Origin of the sequence: Streptomyces sp. NPDC059895, from assembly GCF_042731035.1 — a bacterium.
Lineage (GTDB): Bacteria > Actinomycetota > Actinomycetes > Streptomycetales > Streptomycetaceae > Streptomyces.
The window spans coordinates 22650-44157 of record NZ_JBHWKO010000026.1; the positions used below are offsets into that span (position 1 = coordinate 22650).

At 72.6% G+C, this 21508-nt stretch carries 13 protein-coding genes; 9 read left to right on the forward strand and 4 right to left on the reverse strand.

From position 1 onward, the window contains the following. Window positions 1-2 precede the first annotated feature (2 nt). From ACFV9M_RS26230 to ACFV9M_RS26240, 3 genes are read right to left on the reverse strand one after another with little or no spacing between them, the layout of a single operon-like run. Window positions 3-1145 (reverse strand): OzmP, encoded by a 1143-nt coding sequence (locus ACFV9M_RS26230; protein WP_385071082.1) that lies wholly within the window; start codon window positions 1143-1145, stop codon window positions 3-5. Then, entirely contained in the window at window positions 1142-2731 is a 1590-nt protein-coding gene (locus tag ACFV9M_RS26235) for a PfaD family polyunsaturated fatty acid/polyketide biosynthesis protein (RefSeq protein WP_385071085.1), read from the reverse strand. The genes ACFV9M_RS26230 and ACFV9M_RS26235 overlap by 4 nt, the downstream gene beginning before the upstream one ends. After that, window positions 2728-8817, reverse strand: a complete 6090-nt coding sequence (locus ACFV9M_RS26240) for an SDR family NAD(P)-dependent oxidoreductase (protein WP_385071088.1) — start codon at window positions 8815-8817, stop codon at window positions 2728-2730. Before ACFV9M_RS26240 ends, ACFV9M_RS26235 begins: the two co-directional genes overlap by 4 nt. A gap of 226 nt (window positions 8818-9043) precedes the next feature. On the opposite strand from ACFV9M_RS26240, the gene ACFV9M_RS26245 reads away from it, so the two are divergent. From ACFV9M_RS26245 to ACFV9M_RS26280, 8 genes are all read left to right on the forward strand, one after another. Next, window positions 9044-11074 carry an aldehyde dehydrogenase family protein gene (locus tag ACFV9M_RS26245; RefSeq protein WP_385071091.1) on the forward strand — a complete coding sequence of 677 codons (2031 nt, stop codon included), beginning with the start codon at window positions 9044-9046 and terminating at the stop codon, window positions 11072-11074. After that, window positions 11068-11325 carry a phosphopantetheine-binding protein gene (locus ACFV9M_RS26250; protein ID WP_385071093.1) on the forward strand — a complete coding sequence of 86 codons (258 nt, stop codon included), beginning with the start codon at window positions 11068-11070 and terminating at the stop codon, window positions 11323-11325. The genes ACFV9M_RS26245 and ACFV9M_RS26250 overlap by 7 nt, the downstream gene beginning before the upstream one ends. 13 nt (window positions 11326-11338) lie before the next feature. Continuing rightward, window positions 11339-12385 (forward strand): Inducer of phenazine A, encoded by a 1047-nt coding sequence (locus tag ACFV9M_RS26255; RefSeq protein WP_385071095.1) that lies wholly within the window; start codon window positions 11339-11341, stop codon window positions 12383-12385. Window positions 12386-12554: 169 nt separating this feature from the next. Then, the gene (locus ACFV9M_RS26260) at window positions 12555-14786 is read left to right on the forward strand and encodes an iron-containing redox enzyme family protein (protein ID WP_385071098.1); all 2232 of its coding nucleotides are present in this window, start codon (window positions 12555-12557) and stop codon (window positions 14784-14786) included. Next, window positions 14783-16618: a carbamoyltransferase gene (locus ACFV9M_RS26265; RefSeq protein WP_385071101.1), complete on the forward strand. Its 1836-nt coding sequence runs from the start codon at window positions 14783-14785 to the stop codon at window positions 16616-16618. Before ACFV9M_RS26260 ends, ACFV9M_RS26265 begins: the two co-directional genes overlap by 4 nt. A gap of 38 nt (window positions 16619-16656) precedes the next feature. Further along, window positions 16657-16842: a hypothetical protein gene (locus tag ACFV9M_RS26270; protein WP_385071104.1), complete on the forward strand. Its 186-nt coding sequence runs from the start codon at window positions 16657-16659 to the stop codon at window positions 16840-16842. After that, window positions 16811-17851, forward strand: coding sequence for a ketoacyl-ACP synthase III (locus ACFV9M_RS26275; protein WP_385071107.1), 1041 nt, complete (start codon window positions 16811-16813; stop codon window positions 17849-17851). The genes ACFV9M_RS26270 and ACFV9M_RS26275 overlap by 32 nt, the downstream gene beginning before the upstream one ends. Window positions 17852-17901: 50 nt before the next feature. Next, on the forward strand, window positions 17902-18330 hold the full coding sequence (locus ACFV9M_RS26280; protein WP_385071109.1) for an HIT family protein: 429 nt from the start codon (window positions 17902-17904) through the stop codon (window positions 18328-18330). A gap of 203 nt (window positions 18331-18533) precedes the next feature. Here the strand turns inward: ACFV9M_RS26280 and ACFV9M_RS26285 are convergent, their stop codons facing one another. Further along, on the reverse strand, window positions 18534-20009 hold the full coding sequence (locus ACFV9M_RS26285; RefSeq protein ID WP_385071205.1) for an amidohydrolase: 1476 nt from the start codon (window positions 20007-20009) through the stop codon (window positions 18534-18536). A gap of 196 nt (window positions 20010-20205) precedes the next feature. Here ACFV9M_RS26285 and ACFV9M_RS26290 point away from each other — a divergent pair, with 196 nt between their 5' ends. After that, window positions 20206-21444, forward strand: a complete 1239-nt coding sequence (locus tag ACFV9M_RS26290; RefSeq protein ID WP_385071112.1) for an IS256 family transposase — start codon at window positions 20206-20208, stop codon at window positions 21442-21444. The last annotated feature ends 64 nt before the right edge of the window (window positions 21445-21508 follow it).

Here is a 21508-nt window from a genome sequence, read left to right on the forward strand (position 1 = left end):
TCTCAGGTAAGCCGGATCCCCAGGTCGTCGGCCACGGCCGGCATGTCGAGAAAGCTGTCGGCCACGAACCCCGCGGCCTCCTCGTCGGCGCCGAGGTCGCGGAAGATCCCGACCAGTTCCGCGCGCCGCCCGTCGCGGTCGCCCTCGCCCGCGGCGATCGCGAGCGTCACCTCGCGCAACCGCCGCTCGACACCGAGGAGGTCGAGGGTCTCGGGGAACCTGATGCTGAAGGTCGACCGCCCGCCCCCGGAGCCGCGCCGGCCGGCCCGCACCCGGCTGGCCGCGTTGAGCTTGTAGAACATGCAGTCCCAGTGCTTGAACGAGTAGTAGTTCAGCAGCGGGAACAGCGTGCAGTGCGTCTCCATCGGCGAGGAGTTGTACAGGCCCTTGGCCTTGAGTTCCTCGACCATGCGGTCCGGGTCGTAGGCGTGGCGCATCGCGATGAACGGGAAGACGATCCTGGGCAGGTCCTTCTCCTCGGCGAACAGAATGCGCTGCAGTTCGCCGCCGAACCAGGTGTCGGCGAGCCGCTGTCCGAAGGTGCGGTAGAAGCCGCGCACGACCTCCAGGACGTTCGACTCCATGGTGAGGATCTGCTGCGGGTCCGCGCACATCGCGATGTAGGGGATGCGGTGGCGGAAGGCGTAGAGGATCGCGCGGATCACGAAGAACGTGCGGCAGGAGACGCAGGGCAGTTTCTCGTCGAGGTAGCCGCCCGGTCTGGCGGGTGCGGGCCGGTTGAACACCTCGCGCATCATCAGCTTGATGTTCTCGTCGTCGGCGTCCTCGATGAAGGTCGCGTCGATGCGCTCCCTGGCCAGCCGGATGTTGTCGGCGGCGTGGCTGGACTCGAAGGGCACGTCGAAGGTGAAGGCGGCGACGCGCTTGCCGTACTCGTTGACGAACTTGTCGAGCATGTACGTGCTGTCCTTGCCGCCGCTGTACATGAACAGGCAGTCGTAGGGGCCGTCCGGATTCGGACCGGCCTGCTGGAAGTCGCGGAAGACGTCGTTGGTGTACCGGTAGTTCACCAGCAGGTCGCCGGCCAGGTCCATCCGGCACAGGTTGCAGACCTGCTGTGCGTCGATGGCGATGCCCGGGTGGCCGCTGCCGAGCGAGCACAGCTTGCAGTGGGTCGGGCTCACCGCTGATCGCCTCCGCGGGTGGCCGGCGGCGCCGGCAGGTAGGTGGCGCACTCCGCCGGCAGCCGTACGCCGGCCAGCCGCAGCTGGTGGACCCGGCTGGTGTAGGCGGCGCCGCGCATGAGGTGGGTGGCGACGTCGACGACGCCGCGGTTGGCGGGCGTGGCCAGGTAGGTGCCGGTGACCCACTGGTTGAACGCGCCCATCGCGGGGCCGCACCAGATCTGGTAGTCCGCGGCGCGTTCGGGAGCACCCTGCACGCTCCATCCCGAGGACCGTCCGAGGTACCAGCGGAAGATCAGGGCCATCCGGCGCTTGGGGTTGTCCTCGGCGTGCCGGATCTGTGCCGGGTCCCGCTCGGCGAAGAAGCGCACGCAGTCCTGCCACACGTCGGACAGGGGCCGCTGGAAGACCCGTTTCTCCAGTTCGCGGCGGTCGTCGTCCGGGAGGGACTCGATCGAGTCGTGGGCCCGGTACAGCTCGTACAGGCGCCTGGCGCGGCCGGCGAACATGGTGCCCCGCTGCAGCACCTGCACGTGGACACCGAGTTCGAACATGTCGGCCGACGGTGCCATCACGCAGTCGCTGGTCCCGGCGGCGGCGAGCAGTTCCTTGGCGGCCGGGGACTGGTCGGCCTCGACGCAGGACTGGTTGACCGACCCGGTGACCACGTAGGCGGCGCCGAGCCCGAACGCGGTGGCGGCGGCGGCCGGGGTGCCGATGCCGCCGGCCGCGCCGATCCGCACCTGCCGCGGGTTCCCCAGTTCGCGCTGGACGCGGTCGCGCAGGGCGATCAGCTCCGGCAGCAGCACCACCAGCGGCCGGCGGTCGGTGTGGCCGCCGGAGTCGGCCTCGGCGGTGATGTCGTCGGCCATCGGTGTCCGCGCGGCCAGCTCGGCCTGCCCGGCGGTGATCGACCCGTCCTGGACGAGTCCCCGCAGCAGGTCCGCCGGGGCCGGCCGCAGGAAGCGTTCGGCGACCTCGGCCCGGGACACCTTGGCGATCAGCCGGTGCTCGGCCCGGACCGAACCGTCGTCCTCCCGGACCAGCCCGGCGGCCCGGTAGTGCACGATCTGCGGGGTCAGGTCCATGAACGCCGACGCCTCGACGCACCGCACCCGGTGGTGCAGGAACAGCCGTACCGCCGCGCGTTCCATGGCCGGCTCGCTGGGGCTGTGGATCAGGTTGCAGGCGAACGGCGTCCCCGGCGTCTGCCGCCGGATGCGGGTCAGCGCCTGGTCTATCTTGTCGGGCACCACGCCGCCGGCCCCGAAGGAGGCCAGGTAGCCCGCCCGGGACAGGGCGGTCACCAGGTCGGCGGAGGCGATACCGCCCGCCATCGCTCCGGCGGCGTAGGCCTGCCGTACGCCGTGCGCGGCCAGGAACTCACGGTCGCCCAGGGACTCGGGCGGCAGCGGCGGCACCGAGGCCAGCACCCGTGTGCGGCGGGCGAGTTCGGGGTCGACGGTGACACCGACGCCCGAGTCGTCGCGGATCACGAAACAGGGCCGGTCCAGCCGCAGCAGTTCACGGTGGATGCGCCGCGGGTCCCGGGCGACACCGTCGCCGGTCCGCACCGGGGCCGTCATGACCGGGCTCCCTTGCCGCGCGCGCCGGTCGGGACGTCGGCCGGTTGTGCGCCCTGCGCGCTCCGCCCGTTTCTCCCACGCGTCTCCGGGACGGTCACGGCATCGGCGGCGTCCTGCCGCCCGCGCACCGAACGCCGGAACTTCCCCGCCATGCCGGCCGTGGCCACGAAGTCCGCGTCGGCGAACCGCTGCAGCACCCGGCCGTCCAGGGTGGTCGCGGTCGCGGTGCCGGTGAACTGGTCGCCGGCGCCGGCCCCGTCGGCGGCCTCGGCCACGATGAGGAACGGCTCGTCGTCGGGGAGCGGGGCGAACCACTCGGCGCGGCCGATGCCCAGCGGCAGGCAGGGCCGGCCGAGCAGCTCGCCGCCCAGCACGCCCAGTGCCTGCAGGAGCAGGTCCGCGAGGACCGGGCCGTGCAGCAGGCCGTGGAACGCCCGGCCCGACACGTCCGCGTCCGCCAGCCGGCACCGCAGGGTCAGCCGGGTGGACGTGCGTTCCAGCACCTGGCGCAGTCCCTGCAACGGCGGGCCGTGGAACATCGTAGCGTCGCGGTACCACTCCAGCGCGTCCTCCGGTCCGTCGACGACCGGCGGGACGTCGATGACCGGTGCCGGCGCGGGTTCCGTCGCCAGGACGAGGGTGACGGCGTAGTGCGGCACCGGCCGCCCGTCGGCGTTCGCACCGCTCACCGCGGCCCGCACCGTGCTCTGCGCCCCCTCGCCCGCGCCGGGCTCGACGACGATCCGGTGGGCGCCGGGCGCGCTGCCGTCGAAGACGATCCCCTTGTGGACCTGGAAGTCCCGGGCCCCTGTCACGTACAGCCCGGGGTTGGCCCGTTCCACGACGTTGACCAGCCAGCCCAGTCCGAATGTGCTCGGCAGCACCGGGTGCGCCCCGATCGTGTGCGCCCGGAGCACCGGATCGGCCGCGACGGCGGTGATGTCCCGGCGCGCGGTGAACGCGGCCGGCGGCCCCACCCGCGTACCGCCGAGCGTCCTGCTCTCCCCGATCAGCACGCGTACGTCGGACCGGTGCGGCCGGGTGAACTGCTCGACGAAGGCCCGGGTGCCGGCCTCCGGGTCCAGCAGCGGCACACCCCGCTCGGCGAAGAGGTCGGCCAGGTCGGGGGTGACCATGCCGCCCCGCCAGGCGCCCCAGTCGATGGCGGTGACGTGCGCGGCGGGGTGCTCGTGCTTCCAGCCCGCCGCGAACCGGCACAGCGCCTCGTTGGCCACCGCGTAGTCGGCCTGCCCCGGGTTGCCGAGCAGTCCGGCCACCGAGGTGAACAGCACCAGGTGGCGCAGGGCCGAGGGGTCGAGGGCGTCCAGTACGTTGCGCAGGCCGTCCAGCTTGACCCGGAGGACGTGCTCGATCTGGTCGGCCGTCTTGTCGGGCAGCAGCGCGTCGGCGAGCGCGCCCGCGCCGTGCACCACGCCCGTCACCCGGGCACGGTGTCCGGCCAGCGCGGCGGCGACGGACGCCGCGTCGGTGACGTCGGCGCGGACGTAGTCGGCGCGGTCGCCGAGCGCGGCCAGGGTCTGCCCGACCTCCCGCCGGGCCAGCAGGTCCGCGCAGATCCGGTCGATCTCCCGGGGGCTGCGCCGTACGCCGTCCGCGGACAGCGCCGCGATCGCCGCGTCCTTGAGCCGCGCGTCGGCGACCCCTGCGGCCCACTCGGGTTCGGTGCCCGGTTCGGTCCGGCCGAGCAGCACGAACCGGGCGGCCGTGGCGTCGGCCAGCGCGCGCACGCACCGGGCGGTCACCGCGCGGGCGCCGCCGGTCACGAGCAGCACGTCCTGATCGGTCGGCGTCAGCTCGTCGAGGGGCGCACCGCCGACCTCGGACACCCGGCGGGCCGGGCCGTGCGGGCCGGGCGCCACGGTCCGGCGCGTCCCCGTGGCGTCGACGCCGACCTCTACGGTGTCGAGTGCCGCGTCCTGGATCTCGTCGAGCACGGTGGTGACGAAGTCGGCCCGCGGCAGCCCCGGGTCGATGTCGAGGGCGCGGCAGAACAGTCCCGGGCGTTCCTGCGCCAGGGTCTTGACCGCGCCGCCGATGCCGCCGACGAGCGAGGCGACCGGGCCGCGCCGGCCGTGCAGGCCGAGTCCGCCGTCGAGGCGGGTGACGGTGACGAAACCGGTGCGGTGGGCCCGCGCGGGCAGGGTGAGGGCGGCCTGCTTCGCCAGCAGGACGGTGCCGGCCAGGCGCCGGCGGGCCGCGTCCCACTCCGGCTCGGCGCCGAGCAGGCAGAGCCACAGGTCGACGTCGTCGGTGACGGGTCCGGCGGGTTCCGCACCCGGCGGCACCCGGCGCACGGTCCAGCCGCGCGCGGTCAGCCCGTCCGCGAGCGCGTCGGCGTCGGTGGGGTCACCGCCGGTCCGCTCGCCGCCGACGACGATGGCGACCGGGTCGGCCCGGTAGGCGCCGTCGAGTACGTCGGGGGCGGGCAGGGCGACGAGTTCGACGAGGTACCGGCGCGTGCCCGCGCCGGCCTCACGCGCTTTTGGGGCCGCATCACCGGCCTCGCTCAGGTAGGCGGCGATCTGATCGGCCGTGCGCAGCTCACCGAGTCGCTCCAGCTCCACGGACGGCAGTTGCGGCATCCGTTTGCGCAGCGCCGACAGCACCTGGACCCGTTTGATGGAGTCCACGCCGAGATCCGTCTCCAGGTCCATGGAGGGGTCGAGCATGCTCGTCGGGTAGCCGGTCTTCTCCGCGATCACCTCGATCAGCTGGGTGCGCACGTCGTCGCCGGTCACCGGGTGCTCCTGCGCCGGTGCCGCGGGCGGGGCCTCCGCGGGCTCGGGCGGGTGCGGCAGGCCGTTCTGGACGTACGTCTCGGCACCGGCGCCGATCAGCAGCGGATCGGGCAGCGGCGCCGGCGCCGGCGCCGGTTCGAAGGTGATCGCGTCGAGGGTGCCGTCACCGGCCGCCGGTGGGGTGAGGGCCGGTGCCGCTCCGGGGGGCCCGGACCGCAGCTCGGCCAGCTTCGCCAGGACCTCACCGGCCCGGCCGTGGGCCTGGCCGACGGCCTCGCTCTGCCGGGCCGCCGCGGTGACGGCCCCGGCCAGGTGCGCGTCCATCGGCCGGCCCAGCGCCTCGGCTATCTGCGCGGTCACCCGCGACTGGCTCTCCAGGTACTGGGCGTGCAACGAGAGGTACTGGTCCAGGGCCTCGGGCATGTCGTCCTTCACATCCGCGGTGGGAGGGGCGAGCAGGGTGGGCGTCGGGGTGGGCGCCGCCGTGGCGGACGGCACCCGGTAGCCGTCGGTGAGCGCGGCCTCGTAGGCGGCACGCCGCTCGGGGGGTGTGTACTCCGGCGCGGACAGCGACACGGTCGGGCCCTTGGCCACCGTGGGCTCCGGCAGCGGTTCGGCGTACCGGTTGATGCCCGTCAGCGGCAGGCCGAGCACGGCGAGGCGTACCGCGGCCCGCTTCAGCATCAGGTCGCTGTCGCCGCGCGGACCCGCGTCGGTGGGGATGACCCGCACCCCGTCGCCCAGGGTCTGGGTGACCAGTTGGCTGAGCTGCTGCTGGGGTCCGAACTCGACGAACACGGTGATCCCGTCGTCCCGCATCCGCTGCAGCGCGGACACGAACTCGACGGGCCGGCGCAACTGCTGGATCAGGGTGCGGGCGTTGGCCTCGGGGTCGGCGCCGTACTCGGCCCCCGGCGAGTTCGCGTACACCGGCGCGGCGGGTTCGGTGATGGTGGTGGCCAGCGCCTGGGGCCCGAAGGTGTCCAGCGCGTGGGCGATGTACTCGGTGTGGAAGGCCGCGGCCACCGGCAGCCGGACCGCTCTGGTCCTGCGGTCCCGGCACTCGGCCAGCAGCCGCTCGACCTCCTCGGTGCCACCGCCGACGACGACCTGGCCCGGACTGTTGTGGTTGCACACGACGACCCCGGGGAACTCCACGAGCAGTTCCGTGACCTCCTCGCGGGTGGCGAACACCGCCGCCATGGTGCCGGGGTCGTGTCCCTCGCGCGGCATCATGGCCGCGCCGCGCGCCGCGGCGATCCGGTGGAAGTCGGCGTCGCCGAGGGCGCCGGAGGCCCACAGCGCGGTCAGCTCGCCGAAGCTGTGCCCGGCGTACCCGGCGCAGACCAGGCCCAGTTCCCGCAGGACGCCGAACTGGCCCGCCGACAGCGCGCCGATCGCCGGCTGCGCGTACTGGGTGCGGCGCAGCGTCGCCTCTTGCCGGCCGCGGGTCTCGGCGTCGAACGCGGGCGGTGGGAACACCACTTGGCCCAGGCGCGGGCCGGCGTCGGCGAACGACGCGTTGGCCGCGTCGAACGCGGCGCCGACCACCGGGTTGTTGAGTACGGCCGTCAGGCCCATGTCGACGTACTGGCTGCCCTGCCCGGCGAAGAGCGCGCCGACGCGCACGTCGGGTGCCGCGTGCCGGCGGTAGAACACGCCCCGGGGATGCGACCACTCCTCGACGTCCTCGGCGTCGGTGAGTTCCCGGACGGCCAGTTCGCGCAGGGCGCTCGCGTGCTCGTCGTCGAGGGCGACGAAGCCGATGCGCGCGTGCGCGGCGGGGATGTCCGCGCCGCCGTCACCGGCCGGGGCGTCGCCGCGTACCAGGTCCAGCAGGGTCTCCCGGTCCGGGGCGTGCCACAGGCGGGCCGTCGGGGTGCGGTGCAGCACCCGCTGCCCGGTCCGCTCGGGGCGGTGCTCCTCCAGCACGAAGTGGAAGTTGGTGCCGCCGAACCCCATGGCGGAGACGGCGGCCCGGCGGGCCGGGCGGGCCGGGTCGAGGACCCAGGGCCGGGTCCGGGTGTTGACGTAGAACGGGGCGTCGGTGAACTCGACGGAGCCGTTGGGCTCGTCGACGTTGATCGTGCCGGGCAGCACCTTCTCGCGCAGGGCGAGGGCCGCCTTCATCAGGCTGGCCGTGCCCGCGGCGGCCTTCGTGTGCCCGATCTGCGACTTCACGCTGCCCAGCGCCGCGAACCCGCGTTCGTCGGAGGCGCCGCGCAGCAGGCCGTCGAGCGTGGTCAGTTCGGTGCGGTCGCCGGCGACCGTGCCGGTGGCGTGCGCCTCGAACAGGCCGACCGACGCGGGTGAGCACTCGGCGTCGGCGTAGGCCCGGTCGAGGGCGACCCGCTGGCCTTCGGCGCGCGGCGCGTAGATGCTGTTCGCCCGGCCGTCGCTGGAGGAGCCGATGCCGCGGATCACCGCGTAGACGGTGTTGCCGTCGCGTTCGGCGTCCGCCAGCCGGCGCAGCCCGATCATGCCGATGCCCTCACCGAGCAGGGTGCCGTCGGCCGCCGCGGAGAAGGGACTGATCCGGTCGCTGTGGGAGAGCGCGCCGACCTTGGCGAAGCTGACGTACTCGAAGATCGAGTTCTCGGTGTCCACCCCGCCGGTGATCATCATGTCGGCGCGGCCGTCGACCAGTTCGGAGACGGCGAGCCGGACGGCCGCCAGCGACGCCGCGCAGGCCGCGTCCACCGTGCAGTTCATCCCGCCCAGGCCGAGCCGGTTGGCCACCCGTCCGGCGATCACGTTGGGCAGGTAGCCGGGGAAGGAGTTCTCCTGGAACGGCGGGAAGGCGGTGACGTACTTCTCGGCGATCTCCTCGGCGTCCCGGGCGGACAGGCCGCAGCTGCGGACCACCTCCTTGAGCACCGGGGTGGTGAGCCGGGCGGTCAGTCCGTGCGCCAGCGGCGGCCGGCCGGTGACACCCAGCACCACGCCGGTGCGCAGCGGGTCGTACCAGGCCGAGTCCGGCGCGCCCGCGTCGCGCAGCAGGTCCCGGGCGAGACCGAGGCTGAGCACCTGCTGCATGCTGGTGATCTCCAGCTGGTTGGGGGGCAGCCCGAACTCCAGCGGATCGAATTCGACGTCGGGCAGGAACGCGCCGCGCCGTGCGTACGACTTGTCCGGCGCCGTCGGGTCCGGGTCGTAGTAGTCGGCGGTGCGCCAGCGGGAGTCCGGTACGTCCTCGGTGCAGTCGATCCCCGCGACGACGTTCTGCCAGTACTCCCGGTGGTTGCGGGCCTTCGGGAAAAGCCCGGACATACCGACGATCGCGATCGGGGTGCGGGCCAGTCGCCGGTCGGTGAAATCCTCGCCCATCTTGCTGCCTCCTGAAGAGGGACCGCCGGTGTCCGGCCCCGGGCGCCGGCCGCCGTCAGCCCGTGTGGCGGGCTCGTGCGCATCGGAGATCAGAGTGCTCGAAGGGGCTTTTCGCTCGCTTCTCACCGGCTATCGATCTTCCGGGTCCGTGGAAAGCCGACCGGAAGGGAACCGAAAGCAGTGCCCGGCACAGTGATGCCCGGTCCTGCCGAGAAGGGTTCTGTGAATGATTCCGCACTATGTGGGTGGGCGGTGGTACACGCCCGATGACAAGGGCAGGGCACATCACGACGCGACGACCGGATGCGAGATCTTCCGGGTGTCGACGGCGCGGACCGATCTGACGGCGGCGCTGCGGCACGCCCGGTCGGTGGGTTCGCCGGCGGTGCGGTCCCTGAGCCGGCAGCGCCGCGCCCGGCAGCTCCGCGAGCTCGTGCGACTGCTCGGCCGCGACCGGGCCCTGCTGGGCGAGCTGTCGGAGCTCTCCGGCGCGCTGGGCGCGACCCCCGCCGACGCCGCGGCCGACATCGACGGCGGGGTTCTGACGGTCCGTCATCACGCCGCCGCGGTCACCGGCCTGCTGCCCGACGCGGACGCCGCCGAGGACAAGGTCCTGGTGCACGGTGAGGCCGCCGAGGTGGCCAGGGGCGCCGGCGTGGTGTCGGGGCTGACGACGGTGGACCGGCCCGGTGTCGCCCTGCACATCAACGGCTTCAGCCTCCCGGTGAGCACGGTCCTCGAACAGTTCGCCCTGAGCTATCTGGCCGGCCTGCCCAGCGTCGTCCGGCCCGCCGGCCGTACCGCCGCCCTGGTCACCCGGCTGGTCGAGTCGGTCGTCGCGGCCGGGGTGCTGCCCGAGGGCGCGCTGCAGACGGTCTCCGGACCGGTGGCCCTGCCCGACTGCTTCACCGCGCAGGACCTGGTCTCCTTCACCGGCACCCGGGCGACGGCCGCCCGGCTGCGGGCCCGTCTGCTGCGGCTGACCGTGGAACCGCGCTGCCACTTCGCGGCCGAACCGCTCACCTGCGCGGTGCTCGGGCCGGACGCGGCACCGGACGACCCCGCGTTCCACCGGTTCGTCGACCGCCTGGTCGCCGGTCTGACCGCGCACGCCGGCCAGAGCGCGGCGGCGGTGCGGCGGGCGTTCGTCCCGGCCGGCCTGCTCGACCGGGTGGCGCAGGCGACCGCCGCCGCACTGGCGGACGTGACGGTGGGGCCTCCCGCCGCCCCCGGTGTGCGGATGGGACCGCTCGTCGATCCGGCCCACCGGGACACCGTCCGGCGTGCCGTGCGCGAGCTGTCCGGCGCGGCGGCCACGGTGACCGGGTCCGCCGACCGGGCCGAGGTGACCGGCGGCGATCCGCGGACGGGGGCGTTCATGGCGCCGGTCCTGCTGGCCGCGCGCCCGGACGCCGACCCGCGGCCCCTGCACACGGTCGAGGCGTTCGGCCCGGTCGGCACGCTCATCCCGTACCGCACGGCCGACGAGATCGCCGCCGGTCTCTCGCTCGGCCGGGGCGGACTGCGCGGCTGGCTGGTCACCGGGGACCCGGCCGCGGCGCGCACGCTCGTGCACGCCATCGCCCCCTGGCACGAGCGGGTCGAGGTGGTGGAGCCCGCCGCACGGCCCACGCCCCGGACCGGCCCCGGCGCCGCCGAGTGCCTGCGTCGGCTGCGCGCTCAGCAGGCCGCCGTGGTGCTGGAGAGCTCCCCCACCGTGTCCGGCGCCGTGACCAACAGGTGGGTGCACGGCGGCGCACGGGTCATCCACGACACCCACCTGCTCGGACGCCACCTCGACGACCTCCGGGTCGGCGACGCGCTGGTGACCGGGCGGCGCACGGTCACCCGGGCCGACATCGACCGGTTCACCCGGCTCACCGGCGACCGCTTCTACGCCCACGCCGACGAGGCCGCCGCCGCCCGCAATCCCGTCCTGCGCGGGATCGTCGCGCACGGCTCGCTGGTGATCGGGCTGGCCACCGGCCTGTTCGTGACCGAGGGACCCGGGCCGGTGCTGGCCAACCAGGGCCTGGAGAACCTCGTGTTCCTCGCACCGGTACGCCCCGGCGACGAGCTGACCGTGACCCTGACCGCCAAGGAGATCACCCCGCGCCCCGGCACCGACCACGGCGAGGTCCGCTGGGAGGTCGAGGTGGCGAATCAGGACGGCCTGCCGGTCACCCGCTACGACCTGCTGGCTCTGACGGCCAAGAGGGCGTCGGACGCACCCATCACGAAGGAGAACGCATGCTGAGCACGGCCGACATCAAGGAACGGGTCGTCGAGCAGCTCATGGAGACGCTGGAGGACGTCGGCGTCGTGGTTCCTGGCATCGACGGCTCGGACGAACTGAACGCACTGGGGCTCAGCTCGATGCTGTACGCCCGTCTCGTCCTGAAGCTGGAGGCGGAGTTCGGCGTCGAGGTCTTCTCCGGCGCCGAGCAGCCCCCGAACGTCCGCACCGTCGACGACGTGGTCGACGCCTTCGCCCGTGCGATCGCCTGAGAGGACAACGGACATGGGCCTGAAGCTGCACCGGGAAGTGCTGACTCCGCAGATGATGCAGTACGACGACTTCGACGACCGCGGGTCGACCCACTATCTGCCCTACCTGATGTTCGCCAACAAGACCAACTACACCTCGGACGTCCTGAACACCGACCGGTACGGCTTCCGCTTCTCCCATGGTCCCGACGGTCTGCGGGCCTCGCCGGACAGTGACATCGCCAAGGGGCCGGTGCGGCTGTTCGCCGGCAGTTCGGCCGCGTTCGGCGTCGGCGCCACCAGTGACGCCGCGACCATCCCGTCGTACCTGTGGTCGCGCTACGCGCCGTCGACGCCGTGGCTGAACTTCGGCGGGCGCAGCTTCAACTCGACCCAGGAAGTGGTCCAGATGCTGCTCTTCCGGCACCTGGTCCCCGAGATCGAGGAGATCGTCCTCTTCTCCGGCCTGAACAACCTGCTGCTGAGCCGGCTGCCCGCCTGGCAGCAGGGCGACCACGGCGCGTTCTTCTACTGCAACGAGTACTACGACCTCATGGACGAACTGCGCGCCCGCCACCGCAAGGCCGGCCGGCGGCTCTGGTCGCGCGACAGGGCGCAGGACGGCCCCGAGCGCGCGGAGCGGGAACCGCTGCCGCCGATGCCGGAGCTGATCGCCCGCTCGGCCGAGCTGGCGGCGCGGCACCTCCAGGGGTGGCGGCAGCTGACCGCGGGGACCGGCACCCGGATCACCTATGTGCTCTCGCCGGTGGCGACCTGGGTCCGGGACGAGCCTTCCGAGCAGGAGGCCCTGATCTTCAAGGAGCTGGACAAGCTCGCCGCGCTCGGGGTGTCGCTGGAGGAGCTGTTCGGCGACGGCACCAAGGCCGCCACCGGCCGGAGCTACGCGGAGGCGCTGCGCGCCGAGTGCGACAAACAGGACGTGCGCTTCATCGACCTGTCCCCGGAACTGGCCAAGGTGACGACGAGCGAGGACTGGCTGTTCGTCGACCGCGGCCACTTCACCGACCACGGCCACGACGTCATCGCCGAACTGCTCGCCGGAATGCTCTCACTGCGCTGAAAGGGCCTCACGACCATGGCGTTCAAGAAGTTCATGGCCAGCTTGATGTGGTGGCGCAAGAAGAAGCGGAAGAAAGACACGTCGATCTACCCCATGTTCTGACCGCGCCTCGGGGCGCCGGCCGGATGCGGCCGGCGCCCGGAGCCGGACGCATGCAAGGAGAGGCATCATGTCCGTCCCCGTCCCCCAGCCGGACGCGGCACCGCGCCCAACGCCCCCGACCCCGCCGGCCGCCGACAACGCGAGCCGGACCCTGTACGCCCTGGCGCTCGACCCGGAGGCCGTCTTCCCCGGTGCCGGCTTCACGGAGCGGCTCCGCGCCGAAGTGCGCGGCCTGCCGGCCCCGGAAACCGAAGGAGCGGGCCTCACCGAACTCCGCGACGGCGTCGCCGCCTGGTCGGCCCGGGAGCGGGACCGCTGTCTCGCCCTGCTCGGCGAGTGCGACGCGCCGGACGCCGTGCCCGGCACGGCCGCGGTGCTGGCCGAACGGGCGGCGCTGGCCTGCGCGCCGCTGGCCGTCGTGGCCGGGGCCTGGCTGCAGTGGCTGAGCGGCCCCGGTACCGCCGAGGACAGCGACGCGTTGAGTGTCCTCGCGCTCTACGCCTCCGATGTCGGCGTCGGACAGCCGAACGCGTCCCGGGGCAGTGCCTATGTGGCGTTGCTCCAGGAGGCGGAGCTGGCCGGATACGCGGTGCCGACCTCCCGGCTCACCCTCGACCAGCGGATCGCGGACCGCGAGTTCTACCTGCCCGCCGTCCTGCTGGCGATGAGCCGGCACCCGGAGGAGTTCCGGCCGGAGATCCTCGGCGCCGACGCGTGTCTGCGGGTGGCCGGGCTGCTGCCCGCCCTGGTCGTCGCGGCCGGGGGTGCCGACGGCGCGGGCCGCTGGGCCGAGCGCCTGAGGTCGGAGCCGCCCGCGCCGGGCTGGGACCCGGTCTGGGCGTCCCTGCTGGCGCAGGAGGAGAAGACCGGGGAGCGGGTCGCCACGGGTTTCCGCTGGGCCTGGGCGGGGCTGGAGCGCTGGCACGAGGACGTGTACGCGGACCTGTGCGCGGCGCGCGATCCCGCCTTCACCATGGCCGAGCTGATCAGCCGGCGGGCCCGGGAGGGCGCGGTCTACCACCACCGCTACGAACTCGACGGCCGTCCCCTCAACGAGTTGCTGCGCGAGGCCCGCCACGACCCGGCGCCGCTGCTGGACGCCCTCGCGGCGAGCAAGCTGGTGCGCCCGGGACGCTCCGGGGCGAGCCCCCTGGTCAACGGACTGGTGATGGAGCGGGGCCCGATGTTCCGGGTGTTCTCGCCGGAGGACCTCTCGGTGATCCGGCGCTGGATCGACTCACTGCCGGCAGGTACGTCCGCCGTCGCGCCGCCGCCCGGTGCCGGACGCCCCGTCTCCCATCCCCTGCCGGCGCTCCTGCGGTCCGGGCCCGCGCCGGGCCCGACGGGCACGAACCCCACGCCCACCGACGTCCGGTCGGCCTACCACCTGTTGCAGCGGCGCCAGGACACCCCCGAGCTGCGGCGGTACGCGTACGACTACGCGAGTGCCTGGCTGGCCCGGGCCCGGCACGGACTCGACAAGAGCCCCGATCAGCTGCCGACGCCCTGGACCCCTCAGGGGCTGCGGCCCTGGCTGCTGGACCAGCACGACCGGCACGACCAGGCCTTCGCGGACGGCGACAACGAGCCGGCCTCCCGCGAGGAACTCATCGACTCCACGGTGCAGCTCGCTCCGCTGACCCTGATCGACGGCGCGTGGCTCCAGGGCTTCACCGACTACGAGCACGCCGCTGCCGAGCACGGCTCCTTCCTGTTCGAGACGTACTACGACGAACTGGGCAACGGTGTGCACGACCTGAGCCACCCGGTGGTCTACCGCAAGCTCCTCGCCCAGATGGACGTGCACCTGCCCCCCACCGACTCCCCCGAGTTCGCGAACTGGCCGGGCTTCAGGGCCAGTTCGCTGGAACTGCCGGTGTACTGGCTCAGCATCGGACGCCTCCCGCAGACCTTCATGCCGGAGATCTTCGGGCTGAACCTGGCCATGGAGCTGTCCGGGGTGGGCGGCAGCTACCGCCGGGCCAGTATCGACCTGCGGCACCACGGCTTCAGCACCCGCTTCGTCGACCTGCACAACACCATCGACAACGTGGCCACCGGGCATTCGGCCTGGGCCGCCGACGCCATCGACGCCTACATGAGCGCGATCGTGCTGGCCCAGGGCGTCGAAGCGCAGACGGCGGTGTGGGAGCGGATCCGGGCCGGTTACCGGTCGCTCAATCCGCCGAGTTCGTTCTGGGCGAGGCAGGCGGCCCGCCGGGCCCGCCGGTCGGACCGGGGCCGGCGCCCCGCCGTCCACGCGCCCGTCCACCGCGAGGAAAGGGCAGCACAGTCATGACCGGGTTGGTCCTCGGGATATCGGCCTACTACCACGACAGCGCGGCGGCCCTCGTCGCCGACGGGGCGCCCCTCGCCGCCGCGCAGGAGGAGCGGTTCAGCCGCCGCAGGCACGATCCGGCCTTCCCCGAGCAGGCGGTGCGGTACTGCCTGCGCGAGGCGGGCGCCACCCTCGGCGATCTCGACGCGGTCGCCTACTACGAGGACCCGGCCGTGAAGTTCCGGCGGGTCCTGGCCACCTACGTCGGTGCCGCCCCGAGCGGGTACCAGGTGTTCCGGGACACCCTGCCGCAGTGGCTGTCCGCGAAGTCGCGGGCCGCCACCCGGGTGCGCGAAGAACTGCGCAAGGTGGGCCGGGGTCCGGTGCCGAAGGTCGAGTGCCGACAGCACCACGAGTCGCACGCCATGTCGGCCTTCCTGCCGAGCCCCTACGAGTCGGCGGCCGTGCTGTGCGTCGACGGCGTCGGCGACTGGGCCACCACCACCATCTGGCACGGCCGGGGCAGCGCGCTGCGGCAGGTCGCCGAGATCCGCTTCCCGCACTCCCTCGGTCTGCTCTACTCCGCGTTCACCTATTTCTGCGGGTTCAAGGTGGACTCCGGCGAGTACAAGGTGATGGGGCTGGCGCCGTACGGCACACCGCGCTACGCCGACCTCATCAGGGAGAAGCTGGTCGACGTCAAGCCGGACGGGTCGTTCCGGCTCGACATGCGGTACTTCGAGTACCTGCGCGGGCAGGTGATGACCGGCCGGGCCTTCGAGCAGCTCTTCGGCGGACCCCGCCGGACCCCCGAAAGCCCGCTGACCGAGCGGGAGTTCGACCTCGCGGCGTCGGTGCAGAAGGTCGTCGAGGAGATCCTGGTCCGGCTGGCCCGCACGAGCCTGCGGCTCACCGGCGAGAGCAGGCTGTGCATGGCCGGCGGGGTGGCGCTGAACTGCGTCGCCAACGGGAGGATCTCCCGCGAGGTGGACCTCGACGAGGTATGGGTCCAGCCGGCCGCGGGCGACGCCGGCGGGGCGCTGGGCGCCGCCATGGCCGTCGCGCTGGACCGCGGCGCGTCCCGGCCCAGGTACGCCGACGGCCAGGACGCGATGTCCGGTTCGCTGCTCGGGCCCGCGTTCGGGGACGAGGAGATCGGCGCCTATCTCGACCGTGAGGCGATCCCGTACGAGTACCTCGGTCCGGACGGGATCGCCGAACGGGTCGCCAAGTCGCTCGCCGACAAGAAGATCATCGGCTGGTTCCAGGGACGGATGGAGTTCGGTCCCCGCGCGCTGGGGGCCCGCTCGATCCTGGGCGATCCCCGCGATCCCGAGATGCAGACCGCGATGAACCTGAAGATCAAGTTCCGGGAGTCGTTCCGGCCGTTCGCCCCCGCGGTGCTCGCCGACGCGGCCGGCGACTACTTCGATCTCGGCCAGGACAGCCCCTACATGCTCATGGTCGCCGAGGTCGCGAAGGCACAGCGGCTCAGCGGCCCCGACACCACCGGCCTGACCGGTCTCGACCTGCTGCGCGTGCGGCGGTCCACCATCCCCGCCGTCACCCACGTCGACTCCTCCGCCCGGGTGCAGACCGTCGACGGCAAGGCCAACCCGCAGTTCCACCGCCTGCTCAGCGCCTTCCGTGACCTGACCGGATGCCCGGTGCTGGTCAACACCTCCTTCAACGTGCGCGGTGAACCCATCGTGCGCTCACCGCAGGACGCCTACGCCTGCTTCATGCGCACGGACATCGACGTACTCGCGCTCGGCGGCTACTTCCTGACCAAGGAGGGGCAGCCGGAATGGCGGGAGACGGGTGACTGGCGCGACGAGATCCCCCTGGACTGAACACCGGACCGAAGCCCTGCACCGAAGAGGTCGTCACGATGCGGAATCTGCTCCTCCTTCCCCTGTACTTCCTGTTGTTCGTCCCCGTCAGCCTGGTGGTCCGGGTGGTGCACGACCCGCTGCGGCGTGCCTGGCTGCCCGCCGCCGACCACTACTGGCACTATCGCTCGCCGAGTGTGGAGGTGACGGGCGATGGCGCACACGCCTCCCGCGCGGTCCGCTGACGGTCCGCCCGCCGCGGTGCTCGCGGGCATCGGCTACTGGCTGCCGCCGACCGTGCTGACCAACGAGGTGCTCGGCGAACGCCTCGGCGTCCCGGCCGACTGGCTCAGCAGCCGTACCGGGATCGACCAGCGGCATGTCGTCACACCCGGCACGGCGACCTCGGACCTCGCCGTCGAGGCCGCCCGGCGGGCGCTGGACTCGGCGGGCGTCACCGAGGTGGACACGGTCATCGTCTGCACCTCGTCACCGGACAAGAAGCTCCCCGCCGTCGCACCCGGCGTCGCGGCCCGGCTGGGTCTCGGCGCGGTGGGGGCGTTCGACCTGTCGGTGGCCTGCAGCGGGTTCCTCTACGGGCTGGCCACCGCCCGCGGACTGATCGCCGCGGGCACCGCGGGGCGCGTCCTGGTCATCGGGGCGGAGACCATCACCAGCCACCTCGATCCCCAGGACCCGTCGACCTCGGCCCTGTTCGCCGACGGCGCGGGCGCGGCGGTGGTCCGGGCCGGCGTCCCCGGCGCCGAGCAGGGCGAGATCGGCCCGGTGGTACTCGGCAGCGACGGCGGTCTCGGCGACCTGATCCAGGCCCCGGGCGGCGGATCGCGCCACCCGGAGCCCGGCGGGCCCGGCTCCGGCACCCAGCGGTACATCACCATGTCCGGGCTCCCGGTCTTCAACAACGCGGTCAAGCGGATGACCGCCGCCTCGCGCGAGGCGCTCGCGGCGGCGGGCTGGGAACTGGCCGACGTGGACCGGTTCGTGATCCACCAGGCCAACACCCACATCCTCGCAGCGCTGGGCGACCTGCTCGACATCCCGGCCGACCGGATGGCGAGCAACATCCAGCACGTCGGCAACACCTCGGCGGCCTCGGTGCCGATCCTGCTCGCGCAGGAGATCGCCGAGGGCCGCGTCAAGCCGGGCGACCGGCTGCTGCTCACCGCGTTCGGCGCCGGCCTCGCCTGGGCCGCCACGACACTGGTCTGCCCGGAGCTGCCCTGCCTTCCCTGACCTGACTCCTTTCGCCCCCCGCCCACCCCACCAGCCCGTAAGGTCTTGGCATGAGCAGCGTCTTCTCCCGCATCATGGCCGGTGAACTGCCCGGCCGGTTCGTCTGGCAGGACCCACAGGTGACGGCCTTCCTCTCCATCGCCCCGCTCGCCCCCGGACACACCCTCGTCGTACCGCGCCAGGAGGTCGACCAGTGGACGGAGGTGGACGGCGACCTGCTCGGGCACTGCGTACGGGTGGCGCAGTCCGTCGGCCGGGGCGTGCAGCGGGCCTGGGACGCGCCACGGGCGGCACTGGTCGTCGCCGGCTTCGAGGTACCGCACCTGCACATCCACGTGGCGCCCGCGTGGGGCATGGAGGACCTCGACTTCTCGAAGGCCGGCCCGGCGGACGACAAGGACCTCGACGAGGCGGCGGACCGGCTGCGCACCGCCCTGCGCGAGCTGGGCTTCGAGGACACCACACCGGAGGTGGCCTGAGGCGGCCCCGTCAAGCGACTCAGCAGGTCGGCGCGATGAGCGGTCGACGTATGGGGCGCCGTGGTGGTGTCGTCGCCACGCACTCCCGCCACGACCGAGCGACGGGCTCCTGGCACCTGAGGGCCGAGCCGAGTCCCATCTGTCCGTCGGGGCGCTGAGCGCCGACGGACAGAAAGAAGGCCGGCCCCCGGGGCCCGACGCCGTCAGAGGGAACCCGCCACGACTTTCCCCTCGAAGACGACCGCGTCGACCGTGATGTCACCGATGCGATCGGCGTCGACGTCGAACAGATCAGAGCCGAATGCGTTCAGGTTCGCGGCCTTCCCGACCGTGAGGGATCCGGTCGTCGCGGCCATCCGCAACTGCCGGGCCCCGTTGATCGTGTAGCCCTTGAGCAGCAGATCGCGCGGCAGTCGCGCGGAGGTCGGCGGGCGCACGCCGTCCCGGCAGGACTCCGGGTCGAGCGGGTAGTCGGGGTCGACCCGGGTGTGCGCGATCTGCATTCCGAACAGGGGCGCGGCACGCCGCAGTTCGTACCCGGTGACGACATCGCTGGCGAAGGTGACCGTCGCTCCGGAGGCGGCCATCTCGTCGAAGCGGTACATGCGGTTCCACCGCTCGTCGCCGAGGTGCTTGCGCGCCCCTTCCCCGAAGTAGCCGCCGGACGAGTGGGAGGTCCAGTTGATCATGATGCCCAGCTTCGCCGGGCGCTCCATGTCCGCTGGGTCGGCCAGTTCGCAGTGGGCCAGCGTCACCTGGGTCCGCCACTCGTCGCCCGTCGCCTCGCACCGGGCGCGGGCCGCCTCCACCGCGTCGCAGGCGATCCGGAAGGCCCGGTCGCCGACCAGGTGGATGTGGACGTCCACCTCTTCCCGGTTGCAGACGAGCAGGCAGTCGGTCAGCTCGTCGGTCTCCATGGCGATCTCGCCCAGATCCGCGGTGTCCGCGTGGTCGCACCTGGGCGTGAGCAGCGCGCTGTTGCCGCTCTCGTTCGTGCCGTCGAGGAACAGCTTCAGCGTGTTCAGCCCGATGTGCGGACCGGCGTAGCGGGCCCGGTAGTCCTTCAGCCGGTCGATGGCCTCGGACAGGTCCTCGGCGCCGCGGAAGCGGACCGCACCCTCGTAGTACATGTTCAGCTCGCCGCGCCGGTCGAGTTCGGCCACCGTGTCGAGGATGCGCTCGTCCGGGACCAGCGCCTCCAGCAGCCCGATGACGCCGTTCTCGGTCATGAAGCGGAAGAACGTGCTGACGCGTTCGGGGCCGAGGTCGGCCGGCGGGGCCCAGCCGATCTCCTCCCACATCACGTCGACGAAGTGCCGGTGCACGCTCTCCCGCAGCAGCCCCGTCGGTTCGCCGTCCTCGTCCCGGACGAACATCTCCAGCCCCGGCACGGGGTCGGGGGTGTCCTTGGTGACGCCCATGAGTTCGAGCATCCGGCTGTTGACCCAGTGCTCGTGGTCGCTGAAGTCCTGGCACAGACAAGGCCGGTCGGACACCGCCGTGTCCAGGAGTTCCTTCGTGGGCGGGCTGTCCGCGAAGGTGGTGCCGGGGTAGTGCTCGAAGTACAGGAAGGGCACCTCCTCCACCGGGTGCTGCTCGGCGTACTCCCTTATGAGTTCGTCCGCGTCCGTGGTCCAGGGGAGCCGGATGTGCCACAGACTCTCCGAGCCGTGCGCCAGCCACGGTCACTCCCTTTTGCCTCCGCCGGGGACCCGCCCACGCAAGTCCGCAAGAACCTACGGTTGCGTCCTGGGAAGTGGTGTACGGGTTCCCACCTGGTCCGGGCGTTTGCCCGGGCGTCGGAGTGAGTGCCCGGATACGAGAACGGCCACCGGCTGATCTTCGAGATGTCGAAGCTCGAAGGAGATCAGCACGATGACCGCACCCGACAGTGTGCCCCTGCATGCCCTCGCCGAGAACAACCTCGCCGCGGCGAGTCCCGATCTGCTGCGCGCGATGGTGAAGACGTTCGCCGACGCGCTCATGTCCGCGGAGGCCGATGCCCTCTGCAATGCCGAATACGGGCAGGTCAGCGACGAACGTGTCAACCACCGCAACGGCTACCGCCCACGCGAGTGGGACACCAGGGCCGGCACGGTCGAACTCGCCGTCCCCAAGCTCCGGACCGGGAGCTACTTCCCGCACTGGCTGCTGGAACGGCGTCGCCGGGCAGAGCAGGCCCTGATCTCGGTGGTCGCCACCGCCTACCTCCTCGGTGTCTCCACCCGCCGGGTCGAGAAGCTCGCGGAGTCCCTCGGCGTCACCCAGCTGTCGAAGTCCCAGGCCAGTGCGATGGCCAAGCACCTCGACGAGCAGGTCACCGCCTTCCGCAACCGGCCGCTCGACGCCGGTCCCTACACCTTCGCCCGGGTCGACGCGCTCACGCAGAAGGTCCGCGAGGGCGGCAGGATCATCAACGTCCACTCCCTGGTCGCGGTGGGGGTCAACGCCGACGGGCACCGCGAGATCCTCGGCCTGGACGTCGCGACCGCCGAGGACGGCGCCGGCTGGCTCGCCTTCCTGCGCTCGCTCGTCGCCCGGGGCCTGTCCGGGATCCAGCTCGTCGTCTCCGACGCCCACGCCGGCCTCGTCGACGCGGTCGGCGCCACGCTGCCCGGCGCGTCCTGGCAGCGCTGCCGCACCCACTACGCGAGGAATCTCCTGAGCCAGGTCCCGAAGTCAGCCCAGCCCTGGGTGGCGACTCTGCTGCGGACCGTGTTCGAACAGCCCGACACCGACGCGGTGACGGCCCAGATGGCCCACGTCCTGGACGCTCTGGAAGCCAAGTTCCCCAAGGCAGCGACCCACTTGGACGCAGCCCAGCACGACCTGCTCGCCTTCACCGGCTTCCCGCGTGAACTCTGGAGGCAGATCTGGTCGAACAATCCGCAGGAACGTCTGAACAAGGAGATCCGCCGCCGCACCGACGTGGCCGGCATCTTCCCCGACCGAACCGCCGTCGTCCGCCTTGTCGGCGCTGTCCTCGCCGAGCAGAACGACGAATGGACCGAGGCCCGCCGCTACACGGGCCTCGACCTCCTCGCCAAGGCCCGCCTCCACCCGATCGAGTCAGAAACCGACGACACTGCCCTGCCCACCGAACTCACCGCATAGCCTCGACACGAGATCACCGAGTGGCCGTCGATACACCACTCCAGCGGACGTGACCCGGCGTCCA